The organism is Methylobacterium sp. Leaf117 (assembly GCF_001422985.1).
Classification (GTDB): Bacteria; Pseudomonadota; Alphaproteobacteria; order Rhizobiales; family Beijerinckiaceae; genus Methylobacterium.
This window is the reverse complement of the sequence record NZ_LMNL01000023.1, coordinates 298,652-315,067: the sequence shown is the minus strand read 5'-3', so window position 1 is coordinate 315,067 and position 16,416 is coordinate 298,652. Positions and strand designations below refer to the sequence as shown.

The window sequence follows — 16,416 nt, the reverse complement described above, 5'->3', positions numbered from 1 at the left end:
CGCGTCAATCCGGGTTCGTGGAACCCGGAATCCGGAACCGCGACGGGTCCGGACAGTGAACTTCGATGGAGTCGGCGACTCTTGAGTCCCGGGCGTGCCGATCGGCGCGCCCGTGACAAGGGATGGTCAGGCGGCCTTCGCCACCGTCTTCGGCGCCTGGGACCGCAGGCCGAGCACGTGGCAGATGGCGTAGACGAGGTCGGAGCGGTTCATCGAGTAGAAGTGGAAGTCGTTGACGCCGTGGTCGACGAGATCGAGCACCTGCTCGGCCGCCACCGCCGCCGCCACGAGGCGCCGGGTCTCGACGTCGTTGTCCAAGCCCTCGAACCGGGCCGCGAGCCAGTACGGCACCGAGGCGCCGGTGCGCCGGGCGAAGTTCGCCGCCTGCTTGAAGTTCTGCACCGGCAGGATGCCGGGGATGATCGGGATATCGATGCCGGCGGCCCGCACCTTGTCGACGTAGCGCAGATAGATGTCGTTCTCGAAGAAGAACTGCGTGATCGCCTGATCGGCGCCGGCATCAACCTTGGCCTTCAGGGCATCGATGTCGGCATCGAGCGAGGACGCCTCCGGGTGCTTCTCGGGGTAGGCCGAGACCGAGACCTTGAAGTCGCCGATGCGCTTGATGCCGGCCACGAGGTCGGCGGTCTGGGCATAGCCGCCCGGATGCGGCCGGTAGGCGGTGCCGACGCCGTCCTGCGGATCGCCGCGCAGGGCCACGATGTGGCGCACGCCGGCATCCCAGTAGGATTGCACGACCGCGTCGATCTCCTCGCGGGTGGCGTCGACGCAGGTCAGGTGGGCGGCCGGCTGAAGGCCGGTCTCCTTGACCATCCGGGCGACGGTGTTGTGCGTGCGCTCGCGGGTCGAGCCGCCGGCGCCGTAGGTCACCGAGACGAATTTCGGCTGGAGCGGCGCGAGGCGCTCGATCGAGGACCACAGGATCTTCTCCATCTCCTCGGTCTTCGGCGGGAAGAACTCGATGGAGACGCGGATCGGACGGTAGCCGTCGCGGCTGGCGCGATGGTGGGAGGCGGAAGGCATCGGGTTCGTCCTCTATGTCGGTCGGTTCAGACGGTCTGCGAAACGAGAGCAGGATTGGGATCTGCGGGGGACGCCCTCAGGCGACGGCCCGTTCCTGAAGGATTTTTTCCGGAGCGGGACGGGGTGGCGCCGCGGCCATCTCGGCGGCGTTGGTGGCGAGCCACAGCGTCACGGTCAACTGGTCCTCGACCTCGCCGGTGGGGGCGAGATCGCGGGTGGTCACGGTGGGCAGGCCGGCATCGTTGAGCCAGCCCGTCACCTGCTCGGGCGCGAAGCCGAGGCGGCGATGGGCCTGGGCCTCGCGCAGGAATTCGAGATCGTGGGGGGCGAAGTCCACCACCAGGAGGCGGCCGCCCGGGGCGACGAGGCGCGCGGCCTCGCGCAGGGCGCGGGCCGGATCGTCGAGATAGTGCAGCACCTGATGCACCAGCACGAGATCGAAGCCGCCGCGCCCGAAGGGCGGCGCGTGGATGTCGCCCTGGCGCAGATCGACCCGCGACAGGCCCATGCGCTCCAGGTTGGCCCGCGCCACCGACAGCATGGCGTGGTTGGAATCGAGGCCGACGGCCCGGGCGGCGCGGCCGGCCAGCAGGCCGAGCATCCGGCCGGTGCCGGTGCCGAGATCGATGAGGTGGCCGATCGGACGATCGCCCAGCGCGTCGAGGACGGCGGCCTCGACGGTGGCTTCCGGCACATGCAGCGAGCGCAGGCGATCCCATTTCGGCGCCAGCCGGGCGAAGAACGCCTGGGCCGTCTCGGCCCGCTGCGCCCGCACCGCCTCGAGACGGGCGAAATCCTCGGACAGGGGCGGATGCGCCGCATCGAGGCCCGCGATCAGCGGCTCGACGAGGCCGGCGCGCTCTTCCACCAGGCGAAAGAAGGCCCAGGCCCCCTCGCGGTGCCGATCGACCAGCCCGGCCTCGACCAGCAGTTTCAGGTGGCGCGAGATCCGCGGCTGCGACTGGCCCAGAATGTCGGTGAGGTCCGAGACCGACAATTCGCCGGCGGCTAGCAGGGCCAGGATGCGCAGGCGCGTCTCCTCGGCGGCGGCACGCAGGATGGCCAGCGCATCGCCGAAGGGCAGGACAGGTCCGTCTTCAGATCCCGAGTTAGACATAAAGATATCTTTATGTGAAACCGGGCGCCGTGACAAGCGCCTCGGGGCCATCGTGATATCGGGATCGCCGCTCAGGCCCCCGGCAGGCCGGCGGGTCCGTCGTTCCACAGCCACGCGGCGCCCCGGACCCCGGAGGCATCGCCGTGCCGGCTGGCGACGATGGGGGTGTCGAAGGCATCGGAGAAGACATGCGGCGCGACCCGTTCGGGCAGGCCGGCGAGGATTTCGGGCACCCGTGAGAGACCGCCGCCGATGACGACGATGTCGGGGTCGATCAGGTTGATGCCCTGGGCGATGCCGCGCCCGAGCCGGTCGAGGTAGCGGGCGATCGTCGCGTCCGCCGCCGCATCGCCGGCGCGCAGGGCCGCGATGACCGCCTCGCCGCCGATCGGCGTTCCTGTGCGGCGGGCATGGTCGGCGGCCAGGGCCGGGCCGGACACCCAGGTTTCGAGACAGCCGTGGCGGCCGCAATAGCAGGCAGGGCCGGGGCGCTCGTCGTCGCGCGGCGCCGGCAGCGGGTTGTGGCCCCACTCCCCGGCGATGCGGCCGCGCCCGGACAGGGCACGGCCCGCGATGGCGATTCCGGAGCCGACGCCGGTGCCGAGGATCAGGGCCCACACAGTGCCGAGCCCGGCCCCCGCCCCATCGACGGCCTCGGACACCGCGAGGCAATTGGCGTCGTTCTCGACGCGGACGGGCCGGCGCAGGACGCGCTCGAGATCTCCGGCGAACGGCTGACCGTTGAGCCAGACCGAATTGGCGTTCTTGACGAGGCCCGTGCGGGGCGAGACCGCCCCCGGCATGCCGATGCCCACCGTGCCCGCGCATCCCGCCGCGCGCTCCAGCGCCGCCACGAGGTCGGCGATGGCGCCGAGCGTCCCCGCGTAATCGTCCCGGGGCGTCGCGACCCGCTGCTCGGCCCGGGTCGCGCCCCGTTCATCGAGGGCGATCCCGGCGATCTTGGTACCGCCGAGATCGATGCCGATGCGCAGGCGCGCCGGCCGTAATGGGTCGGACGAAGCGCGGCCGGACAGAACCGGCCCCGTCAGCGGGCCGGAGCCGGGATCGGCGCCGCACCGTCGACATCCATGTTCGGCGCATGGTCCGAAATGTCGGTGCCGATCGAGACCGGGTGCTCCATGACCTGGCGCAGCTTGACCTGATCCAGCTCGCCCTCCCAGCGGCTGACCACCACGGTGGCGACGCCGTTGCCGATCAGGTTGGTGATGGCCCGGCACTCCGACATGAACTTGTCGACGCCGAGGATCAGGGTCATGGCCGCCACCGGGACCGGGTTGTTGGGAATGGCGCTCAGGGTCGCCGCCAGGGTGATGAAGCCCGCCCCGGTGACGCCGGACGCCCCCTTCGAGGTCAGCATCGCGACCAGGATGATGGTGGCGTACTGGGCGAAGGACAGGTCCGCGCCCACGGCCTGGGCCAGGAACAGCGTCGCCAGCGTCATGTAGATGTTGGTGCCGTCGAGGTTGAACGAGTAGCCCGTCGGGATCACGAGGCCGACCACCGAGTCGGAGGCACCGAGGCGGCGCATCTTCGTCATCATGTGGGGCAGCACCGTCTCGGAGGACGAGGTGCCGAGCACGATGAGCAGCTCGTCCTTGATGTAGGCGAGGAACTTGAAGATCGAGAAGCCGGCCACGCGGGCGATGCCGCCGAGCACCACCACCACGAACAGGAAGGCGGTGACGTAGAAGGTGCCGACGAGCCAGGCGAGATCGATCACCTTGCCGATGCCGTACTGGCCGATGGTGAAGGCCATGGCGCCGAAGGCGCCGATGGGCGCCAGCTTCACCACGAGGCCGATGATGCGGAAGAAGATCTGCCCGGCCGTGTCGATGGCGTGGGTGATGGCCTCGCCGCGCTGGCCCATGCCGGTGACGACGACGCCGGTGAGGATCGAGATCAGCAGAACCTGGAGCAGGTCGCCGGTGGCGAAGGCGTCGAAGAAGCTCTTCGGGATCAGCGCCATGATGTGGCTGGTCACGGAATCGTTGGCCGCCAGCTTGGCGTATTTCTCGACCGCCCCGGCATCGAGCTTGGTCACGTCGGCATTGAAGCCCGCGCCGGGCTTGACCACCTCGCCGACCAGGATGCCGATGAGGAGCGCGACGGTGGAGACCACCTCGAAGTAGACCAGCGCCTTCAGGCCGACGCGGCCGACCTTCTTCAGGTCACCGATCGAGGCGATGCCGTGCACGATGGTACAGAAGATGATCGGCGCGATCATCATCTTGATCAGCGCGATGAAGGCGTCGCCCAGCCACTTGACCGACTTGCCCCATTCCGGATTGAGCCAGCCGAGAAGGATGCCGAGCGCGATGGCGATCAGCACCTGGATGTAGAGAACCTTGTACCAGGGCTCCTTGTGGGTGCGGGGCGCGCTGGCTGCCGCCGCTCCGTGTGTCGTCACCTGGGCCATGATCCCTCCCGCTGCGCGCCGCGCAACCCATTGATTGTTAATCCCGACGCTAGCCAGTTTATTCGCGCCGCTCAATCGCGGGGCCAGGCGTCGAATGACAATTCGCGAGCCGTCACACGGACTTCGCGGGCACCTGTGGGACGCCTCCCTCGCTCCGCCGCCGGCCTGCCCTCAGTCTCCCCCGTCCGCGCACGCACGCGAAACCCGCCCCCGGTGAGGGAGGCGGGTGGCTGTCGATCGGGCGGTGCTGCGTCGGAACGGCGTTTCGTCGGGAGGCCGGCGCGCCGGTTCAGGTCTGCTGGGTGCGCCGAGGGCGGACGGTCCAGCGCTCGAACTCGGCGGCGATGTCCTCTTCGCCGCGCGAACCGCCCTTCGACGGAACCTGCGGGTTGCCGAGGGCCTGGGACAGGCTCTCGATCACGTCGTCGATGCGAGAATCGATCTGCGAGGCGGAATCGGGCTGGCCCTCGGCCGGAGCGACATCGGCGTGGGGTTCGGGCTCGGGCTCGGGCTCGGCCATCGCGTGCGTCTCGACGGGAGCGGGCTCCTCGACCCGGAGCACCGGCGGAGCGGCTTCGGCCGCGGCGGGGGCCGCGACCGCACCTCCGCCGGCGACGCGCCGCAGGGCCTTCATCATGCCGTCGCCCTCGTTCGCCTTCGGCGCGCCGTAGCGCCCGAAACCGAAGCGCGGCTCGACGAGATCCAGGATCGCATCGAGGGCGGCGTTGGACAGGCCGATCTCGCCGGGTTGCGGCACGCCCTGGAGCGCGACGGCGTGGCGGTCGTAGCTCGGGTCGCCGCTCACCTCGGGGCCGAACCAGGCCGGCACCGCGAAGCCCTGAGCCTCGTCCGGCCCGTCGAAGGCCACGGTCACGAGGTCGAATTCACCCGGGGCGACGTAGCGGTCGACCAGCGCCTCGCGACCGCCCCCGAGGGCGAGCGCGGTGCGGTCGTAAGCGGCCTTGCCCGAGCACACGTCCATCAGCGCGTCGCCGTGGGCGCGCGGGACGTCGGTGCGCTCCTCGCTGGAGCTGCCGTCCGGCGCCGAGGTGACGAGGACGAGGTGGCAGGTCTGTCCGTCGACCCGGACGTAGGAGACGCGCCCGGCCTGCGGGGCGAAGTAGCCCTCGGAGATCCGCGAGCCGCCGCGTTCCTTGCGGATGAGGCGCACCAGGGCGGGGGCCACGAGAAACCGGCGTACGAGGCTCATCGACATTCTCCGCGGAGTCGGCCGGCCCCGGGCGGGACACCGGACCGGCGCTGACGTCAGGGCCACCGACCTCCAGCGATGCGGGGCCGATCGACCGGCTTCAGGCGGCTCGCCGCATCGGGCCGGACGACCCGCCACGTCGAACCATGACATAAGATAGGATATGCGATCATTCCCGGTGTCGCCGGGACCGATCTGGCAAGAATTCTCCGTTCCGGACTAAGCAAAACGACGGCGAAATCAAGACCATCGCGGCATTCCGGCGGGCTTCATCCCCATCCGTTTCTCGTCGAACATCGACGGGAACCGGGCGGGACCGGGCCGATCAGGCCTCCGGTTCGAAGCGAAGGGACAGCCCGTTCATGCAGTAGCGCAGGCCGGTGGGCGGCGGGCCGTCGTCGAAGACGTGGCCGAGATGGCCCTTGCAGCGGGCGCAATGCACCTCGGTCCGGGTCATCCAGTGGCTGCGGTCGACCGTGGTCTCCACCGCCCCGTCGATCGGATCGAAGAAGCTCGGCCAGCCGGTGCCGGATTCGAACTTGGTGCCGGTGACGAAGAGCGGTGCGTCACAGCCGGCACAGTGGAACACGCCCGGGCGCTTCTCGGCGTTGAGGCAGCTGGTGCCGGCCCGCTCGGTGCCGTGCTCACGCAGCACCCGGTACTGTTCCGGGCTCAGGCGGGCGCGCCATTCGGCCTCGCCGAGGGATTCGATGTCGTCGGTGGGGGATGCGGACATGGGGCGACGGCTCCTGTGCGGGTGTCGGGACGTTCCCCTTATGTAGGCGCCGGACACCATCCCGGGGAGGCCAGCCGGGCAAGGTCGTCCCGGCAAGGTCGTCCCGACACGTCGCCGCCCCGTCAGGCCACCGCCCCCAGGGTGTCGGCCATGCGGGCTCGGCGTGCGCCCATCGGCCGCTCCGGCCCGGTGGTGGTGTCGCGCGCGGTCTGGTGCTCCATCTCGGCGTTGATCTCGCCGCCCAGCAGCACGATCGTGCTGGAGATCCAGATCCAGGTCATGAAGCCGATGGCGGCGCCGAGCGAGCCGTAGGTTTCGTTGTAATTGCCAAAGCTGGAGACGTACCAGGAAAACAGGATCGAGGCGGCGAGCCAGAGCAGGCCCGCCACGGCGCCCCCGACCCCGACCCAGCGCCAGCGCGGGCGCTCGCGGCTCGGACCGTACCGGTAGAGCAGCGACAGGCCGCCGAGGACGACGACGAGGAGGGCGGGCCAGCGCAGCAGGGCGATGAGCCAGGCGGTGTCGCTGAGGCCCACGAAGGTGAACACCACCGGCAGCACCACGATGCCGGTGAGGGCCAGGATGGTGAAGATCAGCGCACCGATGGTGAAGGTGAGCGAGCGCAGGTTCAGCATGATGAACGAGCGCTTCTCCTCCTCCTCGTAGACGATGTTCAGGGCATCGAACATCGCCTTCATGGCGGCGTTGGCGCTCCAGAGCGAGAGCAGCAGGCTGGTGAAGAAGGTCAGCCCAAGGGAGCCGCTGCCCTTGGCGGCGATGCGCTTGACCTGATCGCCGATGATCTCGATGGCGCCGGAGGGCAGCACCCCCTGCATGCTGGCGAGGTGCCCGTTGATCGAGCCCACATCGGCGACGAGGCCGTAGCAGGACACCAGCGCGGCGACGGCGGGGAACAGCGAGAGCAGCGAGTAGAAGGTCACGCCCGCCGCGACCGAGAGGACCCGGTCGGCCATGAATTCGAGATAGACCCGGGTGAGGATGTCCTTCCAGCCCGACGCGGTGATGTCGGCGGGCGACTGCGCGGCCCGCCCCCGCGCCACCTCGGTGGCGGCGATGTGCTCGGCGGCGGCCCCGGAATGCGAACGCGCGCCTTGATCCTTGGAGGGAGAATTTTTGGACGTCTGGTCGTTCGACGGAGACTCCCGGGACGGCTGATCCGGCGCGCCGACCGGGCCGGTCCGGGCAGGACGCTTCGGTGCGGCAGCGAGCGCGATCAGCGCGGTGCCGAGCAGCAGCGTCCACAGAACGGGGCTCGCCGGCTCGCCATCGGGTGCGGGACTGCGGCGGAGGGAAGGTGGCATGGCAGAACCGGAACGAAGATGGACGGCGCGTGGGCGCCCGGGAGTCTCGGCGCCGCGTAGTCCGGGCGCCGGGGCTCAACGTGACGCAGGCTTGACCGTTCCGAATCCGGCCGCCCGCTCGGGGGCTTGCGCTCTGCGCTCGATCGCGCCGGCTTGCCGTGTCGAGAGCTCATCATCGCCCGCCATCACTTCGGCCAAGACGAACCGGTCGCCCCCAACTCCACCTGAGATTGTGTTTTTCCCCAACCTCCCTTCCGCGATTCCCTCCACTTCCTGGCCGTTCGATGCACGTCCGAATATTCTTTCCGATCACTGGTATATTTACATAGATCACCGAGTATCAGTTTTCGTTTTCTATTCGATGCTTATATACCAAATTTTATTACATGTTTTACAGACAAAGATCGAGCTTTCATTCGATCTTAATGGCTGATGCTTATCGTCCCGCATCGCAGAAGCTTTCATGTTTGACGGCTTCCCCACATAAGGAGCCGCGTGCGTGAGACTCGTCAATCAAGCCAGCGTCCTGGCCAAGATCGCCCTTCCCCTGCTCGCCCTGGGCGCCCTCACCCTTGGGCTCGTCTTCTACGCCCGCGGGTCGATGAACAACATCGCGGAACAATCGAGGCATGTGATCGAAGTCCTCAACGCCCGCCAGGAGGCCTATCTCAATGCCCAGTTGCGCATTACCGAGGCCGCGCTTCAGAGCCGGAACATGATTCTGGAGACGGGCGAAGAGCAAATGGCGAAATACAAGGTCCAGTACGTGTCGGCGACAACGGCGGCGCTGGAAGTGACCGACAGGCTGATCGACCTGGCCGATACACCGGAACGCCGCAAGATCGCCCAGGACCTGCGCGGATTGACGGAAGCCTATTTCGCGGTCCTGAACCGCGTGCTCCAGCACGGGCTCCGGAATGAGGCGGCGGCCGCAATCCAGGTTCTCCGGGACGATGCGCAACCCGCGCGGGCCAGCCTGAACAAGTTGCTGGACCAGCGTGCCAAGCGCATCACGGAGGAGATGAAAGCCGGAAAGGACAGCCTCGACGCGGAAACGTCCGACACGATCGCACGCCTGATCACCATCACCGCCGTCGGGCTCGTCCTCGCCGCCGTCCTGTGCGGCAGCATCGTGGTGCTCGGGATCACCCGGCCGCTGGGCCGCCTGGTCGCGATCCTGAACCGCATGGCCCAGGGCGAGATCGACGCCGACATCCCGGAAGCCCGGCGCGGCGACGAAATCGGCGCGGTCGGCAAGGCCGTGGACGGGATCAAGGCCATGGTCGCCCGCAAGACGGCCGAGGAGGCGGAGGTCCGCCGCATCGCCGACGAGGCCGCCATCGCCGCTCGCCGCACGGCGATGATCGAACTCGCCGACAGCTTCGAAGGAGCCGTGGGCGGCATCATCGGCATGGTCTCCGCCTCGTCCACCGAACTGCAGACGACGGCCCAGACCATGACCGCCACCGCCAGCGCGACCGCGTCGCAATCCACCACCGTGGCGGCGGCGGCCGAGGAAGCCTCCGTCAACGTCAGCACCGTGGCGGCGGCAGCCGAGGAACTCGGCAACTCGGTGCAGGAGATCGGCCGCCAGGTCGCGAACTCCTCCCAGATGGCCCAATCCGCCGTGACCGAGGCCGACACCACCTCGGTCCTGGTCCAGGAACTGAGCACCGCCGTGTCTCGGATCGGCGACGTGGTCAGCCTGATCTCGACCATCGCCGGCCAGACCAACCTGCTGGCACTCAACGCCACCATCGAGGCGGCCCGTGCCGGCGAGGCCGGCCGCGGCTTCGCCGTGGTGGCGGCCGAGGTGAAGGAGCTTGCCAACCAGACCGCCCGGGCCACCGAGGAAATCGGAAGCCAGATCGGCCATATCCAGGGGGCCACGGGACAGGCCGTCTCGGCGATCGGCTCGATCACCACCCGCATCCGCGACATCAACACGGTGGCCACGGCGATCGCGGCGGCGGTGGAGCAGCAGAGCGCGGCGACGCAGGAGATCGTCCGCAACGTGGCCCAGGCCTCGGTGGGGACCACCGAAGTGACGAGCACCATCACATCCGTCGCCCAGGCGGCGGACGAGACCGGCGCAGCCGCCAGTCAGGTCCTGGGGGCCGCGGGCGAACTGTCCCGCCAGTCGGAGCACCTCAACGCCGAGGTGCAACGCTTCCTCGGCACCGTCCGCGCCGCGTAAGCAGCCGGACGCGGCGCCAAGCCGCCCGGGCCGAACGGCCCCAGTCAGAGCCGCCGGGACATCGCACGCGATGCCCGGCGGCTCTGCCGTCCCTGCGCGCTGCCCCTGCTCTCAGGCGGGACCGGCATCGTAGAGGCCCGCATGGGCCTCGCGCAGCAGGTTCTTCTGGACCTTGCCCATGGTGTTGCGGGGCAGTTCGTCGACGAACAGCACGCGCTTGGGACACTTGTAGCGGGCGAGCCGACCTTCGAGGGTGCGCAGGATCGCGGATTCGTCGGGCACGCCCTCGCGGCCCACCACCACGGCCGTGACGCCCTCGCCGAAATCGGCGTGGGGCAGGCCGATCACCGCGGATTCGACCACGCCCGGAAGGGCGTCGATCTCGTTCTCGATCTCCTTCGGGTAGACGTTGTAGCCGCCCGTGATGATGAGGTCCTTGCCGCGCCCGACGATGTGGACGTAGCCGTCGGGATCGATCTTGCCGAGATCGCCGGTGACGAAGAATCCGTCGGCCTTGAACTCGGCCGCCGTCTTCTCCGGCATGCGCCAGTAGCCCCGGAAGACGTTCGGACCCTTCACCTCGATCATCCCGACCGCGTCGACGTCGAGGACCGCACCGGTCTCCGGATCGACCACCCGCACGGCGACGCCCGGCAGGGCCGGCCCGACCGTGCCCGCCACCCGCGCACCCGCATAGGGGTTCGAGGTGTTCATGTTGGTCTCGGTCATGCCGTAGCGCTCGAGGATGGCGTGGCCGGTGCGGGCCTCCCAATCCCGGTGCGTCTCGGCCAGCAGCGGCGCGGAGCCGGAGACGAACAGGCGGATGCCGGCGGTCGCCTCCGGGGTCAGGCCCGGCTCCTTGAGCAGGCGGGTGTAGAAGGTCGGCACCCCCATCATGGCGGTGGCGCGCGGCAGCAGGGCGAGCACCCGGGCCGGGTCGAAGCGGCCGAGGAACAGCATCGTGCCGCCGGTGGCCAGCACGGTGTTGGTGGCCACGAACAGGCCATGGGTGTGGAACACCGGCAGGGCGTGGAGGAGCACGTCGTCCGCTGTGAAGCGCCAGGCTTCCCCGAGGGTGCGGGCGTTCGAGGCGAGGTTCTCGTGGCTCAGCATGGCGCCCTTCGAGCGCCCGGTGGTGCCCGAGGTGTACAGGATGGCGGCCAGATCCTCCGGCCCGCGGGCGACGTCGGTGAAGGCCTCTGTCTCGGCATCGGCGGCCTCGGCCAGGGTGCCATGCCCCTTCGCGTCGAGGGTGTGCAGCACCGGCACGCCGGCGCCACGCGCCACCGGCTCCAGGGCCTCGCGCCGGGCCGGATCGCAGACGAACAAGGCCGGCTCGGCATCCCCCAGGAAATAAGCGATCTCGGTGGGGGTGTAGGCCGTGTTCAGGGGCAGGAACACCGCCCCGGCGCGGACGGCGCCGAGATACAGGAACAGGAATTCCGGGCTCTTCTCAGCCTGCACCGCCACCCGGTCCCCGGGCTTCACGCCCGCCGCCGCCAGCGCCGCCGCGTAGGCCCCCGAGCGCACGATGAGGTCGGCATAGGAATAGCGCGCGCCCTCCCCGGTCTCCAGGAAGAGCTTGGCGGCGGGATCGGCCGGCAGGTTTCGGCGGACGAGGTCGAACAGGTGGTTGGTCATCGGCGTTTCGGACATGATGGCGACGGATACGCCGTCGATCGCGAGAATCCTACGATCTTCGGCGGGTCCCTTCGAGGAACGGCGGAAAGCGGGCTCGGCTGGCGGATCAGGCCTCGGCCAGGGCCACCGCCCGCATGGGCGGCAGATTGGTGCGCAGCTCGCGGCTCACCGCACTGGAGGCCGCGACGGTGCCGAGATTGGCGTAGGTCTCGTGGTTCTTCTCGATGGCCGTGAGGTCGTAGAGATAGTTGACCATCAGCCCGCGCGACTGGGCCAAACCCTTGCCCGAGACGTCGCCGAGGAAGTTCAGGCGCTCCAGCCGGGCGCCGTTGCCGAGATGGAACCGGGCCACCGGGTCGAGGGGCCGGCCGCGCTCGTTCTTGGCGCGCAGGAAGTAGGCGGCCGCGGCCGGGATCATCGCCTTGCGCACGGCCTCGCACTTGGCCTTGTCGCCGTGCCAGTCGGGCTCGTCGATCAGCCGCAGGGCCTCGACGTCCTCGCGGGTCAGTCCCTGCGGCGCGTCGGAGCGGCGCTCGCGGTCGAGCCAAGCCGAGAAGCCCGGCACCGGCGAGAGGGTGACGAAGGTCTTCAGGCTCGGGATCTCGCGGGCCAGATCCTCGACCACCTGCTTGATCAGGAAGTTGCCGAAGGTGACGCCGGCCAGGCCCTTCTGGCAGTTCGAGATCGAGTAGAAGATCGCCGTGGTGGCGGCCTTGAGGGGCAGCGGCTCGCGCTCGTGGGCCAGGATCGGCGCGATGGCGGGGGCGATGCCGGCGGTGAGCGCGACTTCGACGAAGATCAGCGGCTCGTCCACCAGGGCCGGGTGGAAGAAGGCGAAGCAGCGCCGGTCGGTCGGCTCGATGCGCCGGCGCAGATCGTCCCAGCCGGTGATCTCGTGCACCGCCTCGTAGCGGATGATCTTTTCGAGGATATGGGCCGGCGTGGTCCAGTCGATGTGGCGCAGCACCAGGAAGCCGCGGTTGAACCACGAGGCGAACAGGTGCTCGAAATCGCTGTCGAGGCTGTCGGCCGCGTCGATGACGTCGGGGTCGGCTTCCTCCTGCCGCAGGTCGCGCCGCAGGCCGAACAGGTCCTCGCGCATCCGCACCAGGGCACGGGTTCCGTCGCGGGCGAGGTTCAGGCGGCGGATCAGTTCCTGGCTGCGCGGCTCGGCCGCGTCGTGGAGGACGCTAAGGGCCGCCCGTGTCGGATCGGCCCGGTAGGCCGCGATCGCCTCGTCGACGGCGGTATGGTCGGCGGCGAATTCGGTGGCGACGAGGCGCAGGAAGCTGCCGCGCTCCGGCTTCGCCAGGGTGGCGTAGCGCTCGAGGATCAGCCGGGCCAGGGCGACGCCGGAGGCCTCGCCGCGCCGGGAGATCAGGTCCTCGCAGAGCTTGACCAGTTCCTGGGCGGTGGCGCGGGCCGCCAGATCACCGCGCCCGATTCCGATGAGATCCCGGCCCCGGTCGCTGATGGTCTGGAGCAGATCGCCGAAGAAAGAGATCGCCGCCATGTCACGCCGCCTGACCCTTCGCTGACGCCCGGCATGGGCGAACCAAAGCCCCGCGCGTCGTGGGTGCCCGGCTTGGCCGTTACTTTAGGGCGTGTCCGCTCCAGAGGCCAGAGACCGTGGCGGCAAAGCGTGTCGAGGCGCGAAAGACCAGCCGGCGCGACGGGAACACTCAGTTCTGGCCGCCGGATGCCGGGGCGATGTCGGCCCGGTCGGCGCGCTCGCGCCAATCCTCGACTCCGTGCTGGCGCGCGAAGCGCAGTTCGGCCGCCCGCAGCGCCCGCATCGGGTCCCGGGCCCGGGTGATGTCCACCGACCCGACGGTGAAGGGGACGCCGAAGATCTGCTTGGCAAAGTGGACGCGATACGTCGCCATTCGAAACTCCCTGGTCGATGAGCGGATCAGGCTGCCTCAGCCAGACGATCCCGATGGACGGACCGCGGGCGCGATCCGCAAGATTGGCTACCGCAAAGGCGCGTTTGTCACCGCGAACACCCATCCCTGTTCAGACTCATCGCCTCGAAACCGGATCAGAGCGCAAGATGCGAAGAATTCCAAGTGTGACCCGAGCCGAAGCCCCCCGCCGCATCAGTCGCCGATAAGAATGTGTATATGGGACGCGCGAAATCGGATGCAAAGCACCCCGCGACGTCATGGTTCGACGCCCGAATGCAAGACAATGCGCGATGACCGGACAGTGTATCTCAAGCTTGGTCGGCGCGGCCGCAGCAGCGCCGTTCCCGACCTCCGCGGGCGGAGGGACAAACCCAAGACGGGCGCGGGTTGCCGAAGCCGGCGCACGGGCCTAACCGGTCGGCGAACGCCGCGTTCCGATTCCCCGATCCTGTCGCGCCCATCGGGCCTGCGACCTGCGAGCTTGTCCGACATGATGGCTGACTTCGATCCGCATCCGCGCGCACCGGCGCGGCGCTGGCTGCCGATGGCCGGCGCATGAGCACCCCATCGGGCACGGCCGCCCCCACGCCGCACGGCTTCACGCCCCGGGCCCGATTCGGCCTGACGCTGATCGCCGGCGGCGCGGTGGCCAACATCTACTACAACCAGCCCCTGCTGGCGCTGCTGGTGAACGAGTTCGGCGCCCGGGCGGCGCTCTTGGTGCCGACCGCCTCCCTCATCGGCTACGGCCTCGGCATCCTCGCGCTGGTGCCCCTCGGCGACAGCCTGTCCCGGCGCAGCCTGATCATCGGGCAGACCCTCGGCCTCGCTCTCGCGCTGCTGGCGGCGGCCCTGAGCCCGAACCTGGCGGCGCTCGCCGGCGCGAGCCTCGTCATCGGCATCCTGGCCTCGGCGGCCCAGCAGGCGGTCCCGTTCGCGGCCGAGCTCGCGCCGGACGCCACGCGCGGGCGCATGGTCGGCCAGGTGATGACCGGCCTCCTCACCGGCATCCTTCTCGCCCGCACGGCGAGCGGCCTCGTCGGCGCGCAGTATGGCTGGCGCGCCGTGTTCTTCGCCGCCGCCGGCATCGCGGTCCTGATGGCGGGCATCGCCGCCGCGACCCTTCCGGGCGCCGCGCAGACCCGCCCCCTGCGCTACCGCGCCCTGATGCTGTCGATCCTGCACCTGGTGCGGTCGCAGCCGGCCCTGCGCCGCGCCAGCGTCTCGCAGGGGCTGCTGTTCGCCGGCTTCAACGCCTTCTGGGCGACGCTGGCGCTGCTGGTGGAGGCGCCGCCCTTCAACCTCACCGCCGCCGGGGCCGGCCTGTTCGGGGTGATCGGCGTCGCGGGCGCCTGCGTCGCGCCGCTCTCCGGCCGCTTCGCCGACCGCCACGGCCCGCGCCCGATGGTGGTGATCGGCGCCCTTCTGGTGGTCGCCGCTTTCGCGGTGCTGTGGGCCGGGATCTGGTCCCTGGTGGCGGTGGGGATCGGCGTGCTGCTGATCGACATCGGGCTGAACGCCGCCCTGATCGCCAACCAGACCCGCGTCTACGCCCTGGTGCCGAGCGCGCGCGGCCGAATCAACACGGTGCTGTTCACGGTGATGTTCGTGTTCGGCGCATTCGGCGCCTTCGCGGGCTCGCAGGCCTTCCTGATCGCGGGCTGGTCCGGCGTCTGCACCGTGGGCATCGCCCTGGCGGCGGCGGGTTTCCTGGTCAGCGCGCTCGAGCGCAAGGGCGCCTGACGGCGCGCGGTCGGCCCGCCGCGCCCTAGCGCAGGATGCGCGACAGGCGGCACCACTCGGTCTTGTCCGCCGGCAGGCCGAAGCGCAGGCGCCCGGGCGCTCCGGCGAAGCGCCGGACGTAGATCCCGGCCGCACCGAGGCGCTCGAACAGGGCGGCCCCCGCGGGAAAATCGGCGGTGCGGAACAGGCCGGTGCCGCCGACCACAGTGCCGCCCGCCCGCGCGATCATCCGGTCGAGGCGGGCCGCATCCGCCCCCCGGGCGACCCGGGCGTCCTGCCGCCAGGCCTCGTCCGACAGGGCGGTCCGGCCGATGGCGAGCGCCGGCCCCGACACCGCCCAGGGACCCAAAGCCTCGGCGAGGCGTGCCGCCAGGGCGGGGTCGCAGAGGGCGAAGCCGAGGCGGATACCGGCGAGCCCGTAGGTCTTGCCGAAGGAGCGCAGCACCACGAGGTCCGGCACGATTGCGGGCGCCAGGGACTCGACCGGCTCCAGGTCGATGAAAGCCTCGTCGACCACGAGCAGGCCGCCGCGTCCGGCGAGGTCGCCGGCCAGGGCGAGCAGCGTCCCGGCGGTCCAGCGACGTCCATCGGGATTGTTCGGATTGACGATCACGACGACGTCGGCGCCGGCCGCTCCCCCGATCTCCGCCACGGTCGCGACGCGATGACCCGCGCGGGTCCAGGCCGCGGCGTGCTCGGCATAGGTCGGCCCCAGCACGGCGACCCGGCCCGGCGCCCGCAGGCGCGGCAGCGTCTCGATCAGGATCTGGGTGCCCGGCGCCGCCACGATGCGGTCCGGGTCGGCGACCCCGTAGGCGCGGGCGGCCGCCCGATGCAGGCCCGCGAGGTCGGCCGCCGAGGGCAGACGGTGGAAGGCGCTGGCCTCCAGGGCCGGACACGGATAGGGCACCGGATTGATCCCGGTGGAGAGGTCGATCCACGGTTCGGGCGCCTCAGGGAACAGGCTCCGGGCGGCATCGAGATCGCCGCCATGGGCGATCGGCTCTCTCACCGACACCTCTTCCGCCACCTCTTCCGCCACCGGGCCCGAACTCACCGAGA

Annotated in this window: 13 protein-coding genes; 2 read left to right on the top strand and 11 right to left on the bottom strand. The window is 70.0% G+C overall.

Going from position 1 to position 16,416, the window contains the following annotated elements:
- Nucleotides 1-126 precede the first annotated feature (126 nt).
- The 7 genes from metF to ASF57_RS12885 form a co-directional block, all read right to left on the bottom strand.
- Nucleotides 127-1,044, bottom strand: a complete 918-nt coding sequence (gene metF / locus ASF57_RS12915; protein ID WP_056179117.1) for a methylenetetrahydrofolate reductase [NAD(P)H] — start codon at nt 1,042-1,044, stop codon at nt 127-129.
- A 76-nt stretch (nt 1,045-1,120) separates the two neighbouring features.
- A complete protein-coding gene (locus tag ASF57_RS12910; protein ID WP_056483865.1) occupies nt 1,121-2,161 on the bottom strand; it encodes a metalloregulator ArsR/SmtB family transcription factor in 1,041 nt (346 codons plus the stop codon).
- Between the two features lie 71 nt (nt 2,162-2,232).
- Nucleotides 2,233-3,153 (bottom strand): ROK family protein, encoded by a 921-nt coding sequence (locus ASF57_RS12905; RefSeq protein WP_056484540.1) that lies wholly within the window; start codon nt 3,151-3,153, stop codon nt 2,233-2,235.
- A 53-nt stretch (nt 3,154-3,206) separates the two neighbouring features.
- Nucleotides 3,207-4,598 carry a dicarboxylate/amino acid:cation symporter gene (locus ASF57_RS12900; RefSeq protein WP_056179110.1) on the bottom strand — a complete coding sequence of 464 codons (1,392 nt, stop codon included), beginning with the start codon at nt 4,596-4,598 and terminating at the stop codon, nt 3,207-3,209.
- A 289-nt stretch (nt 4,599-4,887) separates the two neighbouring features.
- Complete coding sequence (locus ASF57_RS12895; RefSeq protein ID WP_056484531.1) at nt 4,888-5,808, bottom strand: hypothetical protein; 921 nt, start codon at nt 5,806-5,808, stop codon at nt 4,888-4,890.
- 325 nt (nt 5,809-6,133) lie between these two features.
- Entirely contained in the window at nt 6,134-6,544 is a 411-nt protein-coding gene (msrB, locus tag ASF57_RS12890) for a peptide-methionine (R)-S-oxide reductase MsrB (RefSeq protein WP_056179105.1), read from the bottom strand.
- A gap of 122 nt (nt 6,545-6,666) precedes the next feature.
- Nucleotides 6,667-7,866 carry a YihY/virulence factor BrkB family protein gene (locus ASF57_RS12885; RefSeq protein WP_056483862.1) on the bottom strand — a complete coding sequence of 400 codons (1,200 nt, stop codon included), beginning with the start codon at nt 7,864-7,866 and terminating at the stop codon, nt 6,667-6,669.
- Nucleotides 7,867-8,365: 499 nt separating this feature from the next.
- On the opposite strand from ASF57_RS12885, the gene ASF57_RS12880 reads away from it, so the two are divergent.
- Nucleotides 8,366-10,063 (top strand): methyl-accepting chemotaxis protein, encoded by a 1,698-nt coding sequence (locus ASF57_RS12880; protein ID WP_056179100.1) that lies wholly within the window; start codon nt 8,366-8,368, stop codon nt 10,061-10,063.
- Nucleotides 10,064-10,174: 111 nt separating this feature from the next.
- Here ASF57_RS12880 and ASF57_RS12875 read toward each other — a convergent pair whose 3' ends face one another.
- From ASF57_RS12875 to ASF57_RS12865, 3 genes are all read right to left on the bottom strand, one after another.
- Nucleotides 10,175-11,704: a malonyl-CoA synthase gene (locus ASF57_RS12875; protein ID WP_244476927.1), complete on the bottom strand. Its 1,530-nt coding sequence runs from the start codon at nt 11,702-11,704 to the stop codon at nt 10,175-10,177.
- Between the two features lie 106 nt (nt 11,705-11,810).
- Complete coding sequence (locus tag ASF57_RS12870; protein ID WP_056483859.1) at nt 11,811-13,217, bottom strand: malonyl-CoA decarboxylase; 1,407 nt, start codon at nt 13,215-13,217, stop codon at nt 11,811-11,813.
- A gap of 169 nt (nt 13,218-13,386) precedes the next feature.
- The gene (locus ASF57_RS12865) at nt 13,387-13,590 is read right to left on the bottom strand and encodes a hypothetical protein (protein WP_056179092.1); all 204 of its coding nucleotides are present in this window, start codon (nt 13,588-13,590) and stop codon (nt 13,387-13,389) included.
- A 576-nt stretch (nt 13,591-14,166) separates the two neighbouring features.
- On the opposite strand from ASF57_RS12865, the gene ASF57_RS12860 reads away from it, so the two are divergent.
- Nucleotides 14,167-15,354: an MFS transporter gene (locus ASF57_RS12860; protein WP_056483856.1), complete on the top strand. Its 1,188-nt coding sequence runs from the start codon at nt 14,167-14,169 to the stop codon at nt 15,352-15,354.
- Between the two features lie 25 nt (nt 15,355-15,379).
- On the opposite strand, the gene cobD is transcribed toward ASF57_RS12860, so the two are convergent.
- On the bottom strand, nt 15,380-16,411 hold the full coding sequence (gene cobD / locus ASF57_RS12855) for a threonine-phosphate decarboxylase CobD (RefSeq protein WP_244476926.1): 1,032 nt from the start codon (nt 16,409-16,411) through the stop codon (nt 15,380-15,382).
- Nucleotides 16,412-16,416 lie beyond the last annotated feature (5 nt).

What these genes read in the sequence shown, in the direction of transcription:
- metF (WP_056179117.1), bottom strand. Translation starts at nt 1,044, where the DNA reads ATGCCTTCCGCCTCCCACCATCGCGCCAGCCGCGACGGCTACCGTCCG.
- ASF57_RS12885 (WP_056483862.1), bottom strand. Translation starts at nt 7,866, where the DNA reads ATGCCACCTTCCCTCCGCCGCAGTCCCGCACCCGATGGCGAGCCGGCG.
- ASF57_RS12875 (WP_244476927.1), bottom strand. Translation starts at nt 11,704, where the DNA reads ATGACCAACCACCTGTTCGACCTCGTCCGCCGAAACCTGCCGGCCGAT.
- ASF57_RS12870 (WP_056483859.1), bottom strand. Translation starts at nt 13,217, where the DNA reads ATGGCGGCGATCTCTTTCTTCGGCGATCTGCTCCAGACCATCAGCGAC.
- msrB (WP_056179105.1), bottom strand. Translation starts at nt 6,544, where the DNA reads ATGTCCGCATCCCCCACCGACGACATCGAATCCCTCGGCGAGGCCGAA.
- ASF57_RS12865 (WP_056179092.1), bottom strand. Translation starts at nt 13,590, where the DNA reads ATGGCGACGTATCGCGTCCACTTTGCCAAGCAGATCTTCGGCGTCCCC.
- ASF57_RS12860 (WP_056483856.1), top strand. Translation starts at nt 14,167, where the DNA reads ATGAGCACCCCATCGGGCACGGCCGCCCCCACGCCGCACGGCTTCACG.
- ASF57_RS12895 (WP_056484531.1), bottom strand. Translation starts at nt 5,808, where the DNA reads ATGAGCCTCGTACGCCGGTTTCTCGTGGCCCCCGCCCTGGTGCGCCTC.
- ASF57_RS12900 (WP_056179110.1), bottom strand. Translation starts at nt 4,598, where the DNA reads ATGGCCCAGGTGACGACACACGGAGCGGCGGCAGCCAGCGCGCCCCGC.
- ASF57_RS12910 (WP_056483865.1), bottom strand. Translation starts at nt 2,161, where the DNA reads ATGTCTAACTCGGGATCTGAAGACGGACCTGTCCTGCCCTTCGGCGAT.